This is a genomic window from Paenibacillus sp. FSL H7-0331 (assembly GCF_001956045.1).
On the sequence record NZ_MRTH01000115.1, the window covers coordinates 1 to 2,942 of the forward strand.

General features: G+C 47.1%; 2 protein-coding genes and 2 pseudogenes. All 4 read right to left on the bottom strand.

Features of this window, described 5'->3' with window-relative positions; translation table 11 throughout:
• Positions 1 to 159 precede the first annotated feature (159 nt).
• A pseudogene (locus BK127_RS46040) lies at positions 160 to 441 on the bottom strand (M13-type metalloendopeptidase); the annotation flags it as partial.
• 172 nt (positions 442 to 613) lie between these two features.
• A complete protein-coding gene (locus BK127_RS41870) occupies positions 614 to 1,423 on the bottom strand; it encodes a CPBP family intramembrane glutamic endopeptidase (protein ID WP_076238534.1) in 810 nt (269 codons plus the stop codon).
• An 87-nt stretch (positions 1,424 to 1,510) separates the two neighbouring features.
• Positions 1,511 to 2,058, bottom strand: a pseudogene (locus BK127_RS46180) (transposase); the annotation flags it as partial.
• A 479-nt stretch (positions 2,059 to 2,537) separates the two neighbouring features.
• Positions 2,538 to 2,849: a YbjQ family protein gene (locus BK127_RS41880; RefSeq protein ID WP_076238535.1), complete on the bottom strand. Its 312-nt coding sequence runs from the start codon at positions 2,847 to 2,849 to the stop codon at positions 2,538 to 2,540.
• Positions 2,850 to 2,942 lie beyond the last annotated feature (93 nt).

The window sequence follows — 2,942 nt, forward strand, 5'->3', positions numbered from 1 at the left end:
TATAGATTCGACAAAGACCATTTATTTCCATGCCAACAACAAAGGTTTATGAGTAATTGTTAGACAGTCTGACGTGCCAGTTTCCCGGCATCCGGCGTTTCCTCTAACTGAATTTACTAAATCATAAGTTCCTCGTTACTCAAGGATATTGACGATTTGTCATCCTAGTAGCTTAGTATTAGCAACCACGACATTTACCCTAAATTTGACCGGCGGATTAGGATCGATGGCTAGAAGGAATTGTTCAACTTCAGGAAGCGCCTTCTGTCTCCAAATGATTGCCCATGGGGTATAGAACTCTTGAAGACTTGTATTCGGCAATTGTTTTACCGCATCAAGCGCAACCTGCAGTCCGGCAATGTCTACATTATTTTCTGGTAATGTCCGTTGTCCATTGATTTTTTGGCCCAGATACTCTAATTTGCTGTATTGGTCAACAACGGCCTTAGCTTTGGCTTAGAATTTATTATAGTCTTCTTTCGTCCACCAGTTGCCCCGATATCCAATCCCATCAAATTTGACGCCATTTGAATCAAGAGTGCACCTAGTCAGGACTGCTGGGCGGCGTGTTGGCTACGAGACGAGGAGCGCGCTCGTCGACCGCACGGATGAATCAGCCGACTGATCGTGACACGCTTTGGGAGCTATCGCGTCGCTTTTCACGGCGGAGGATGATCGGAACCGTGATGACTGCAGCGATCACCAACAACGGAGCTAGTAAACCAGCGATGGGTAACGCCGACGCGCCATTCGCTGAGAAAACGCTAAAGTCCCAGAGTCCGTGCAGGAGCATGGAGGCCACGAGCGATCCGGTAGACCGCCGGGCGAGGTAGAAGATCGAACCGAGGCCAAATGCCATCACTACCTGGAACAGCGCACCCGCCCCTAGGCCCAGGAACATACCCGGCAGGTGGAAGACTGCGAACATCGCTGTTGAGAGCAGCCAGACTCCAGTTTCACCGAATCGGCTGCGCAGAGCGACTATCAATTGACCTCGGTGGATCATCTCCTCATTGAAGCCGACCATGATGCTGCCGACGATGAGATACAGCCACATGAGGGGCGTGACACGGGTGAAATCGCCGGTCAGCATGTTCACGATCGCGATGACCGTCATGATGATCGGGAGAGTCATCGTCCATCGAGAAAGACTCCGCCTTTCAACCAGGGCGGGGCGCCACCATCCGTAAATCGTGACTATTGTGAAGGTCAGCACAGCACCGCCGGACAGCGGTGCTACGTACCAGAGAAGAAGGGTCTGCTCACTCTCTCCTACTCGCGGGTAGTCGACGCCGTTGATCACGAAGATAGCGTAGAAGACTGCGATGTAGAGGAAATATGCGAGAACACCCCATCGTACGCGGGGACGAACTCGAAGGGCGGGATCCAAAGATTTTTGCAGCATGTCCCTTTTGTTTGACATCATAAACACTCCCACTAAAATTAATATTTTCTTTCATTTTCACTTGTTTTCTTAAGATTTCAACATCGACTACTTCTTTAGTTTGAATTAAGCAGCTATCTGTAAGTGGCACTGACGAATCGGTCCTAATACAGCTGTTGCATTGTAACGAATTTGCTTTGTCCCCAATGTGTAGAGCACTCGAATAAGTTTCCTATATAAGGCGACATGGGATTGTTTCTTTTTCAGCGGATTATGGCTCCGCTTGGTGAAATATTGATGCAATGCTTTGAACGCTGCTTTATTGGCTACCATAGGCATCACCTCGTGGAATAATAGCGCTCGCAATCTGGATCGTCCACGTTTTGTGATCGTTGATTTACTTTCTTCTTAACAGAACTATTCTCTTTGAGATTAAAGCCTGCAAGCCTGTTGATCTGCTTGCTATGCTCATAACCTTGCAGATCACCAACTTCAGCTAGAAATCCAGCTAATGTGACGATTGCAACGCAAGGGATGGTTAGCACTTCTTCAGTACCTGGAATGATTTCTAGGAGTTGCTCTACCTGCGTCATCATATCTTGGAGTTGGCGGTTGAACATGTCATACTGCTCAGGCAATGCCTTGAGCTCCAATCTAGCCCCCATTAGCCCTTCTTTGCAATCACTCAAGCACATGTGCACTGGGAGCAAACGGATCCTCGCCTGCAGGAACTTCTGCAAACACCATTTCCGGAAAAGTCGTATTAAGTTCCATGATCACCTCAGGTTGTGGCTGTTGCAAAAGCACTCTGCAGCGTTTACGGCTTTGTTCATTGATTCCATCAATAGCTAGCTTTAACCGTTGAGTCTTCCAAATGGGTGTAGTCCGTATTAAGCATGTCCGTCATATCCCAAGACATCCCTCCTCGCATAATGCTACCCCTTCTACTTGAAAGACCTATGCATCAGGATCCTCTAGCTCGCCCTCAAAGAAAATTTCTCGTGCTGCCAATTTGAACGGACAAGCCTGTATCTGCTGCCTCAACAGAAGAAACTACTGACGTAAACAAGCATAAGCTAAGCAATGATGCGTTAGGTTTTTTCATTTGTATATAAACTCCTTCTCGTGAAATGATAAAATGATAAGACAGAAATTAGATAATGACTGCCGTTCCGCTGACAGCAACCATTAGCATACCTTGACGGACTACTTCGTAATTGACATCAACACCGATAATGGCATTGGCTCCCATTTGCGAAGCTTCCTGTGTCATTTCTTTAAAGGCTTCGTCTCTTGCCTCTATTAGCTTGGTTTCGTAGGCTTTCGAACGCCCGCCGACAAGATCAGTAAATGAAGCAAGAATATCTCTTCCGACATTAGCGGCCATAATAACTTCACCAGTTGCAATGCCGACATACTGCTTAACCGGTGAACCTTCAACGAGCGCTGTTGTTGTTACGATCATGCGTTCTCCTCCTCGTAAATTTTATTATCTCTGTGCTAATTTTATTCAACCACTAAGCGCAACAACAGTCTCGTTGAGCTGGCAAACGCGAAA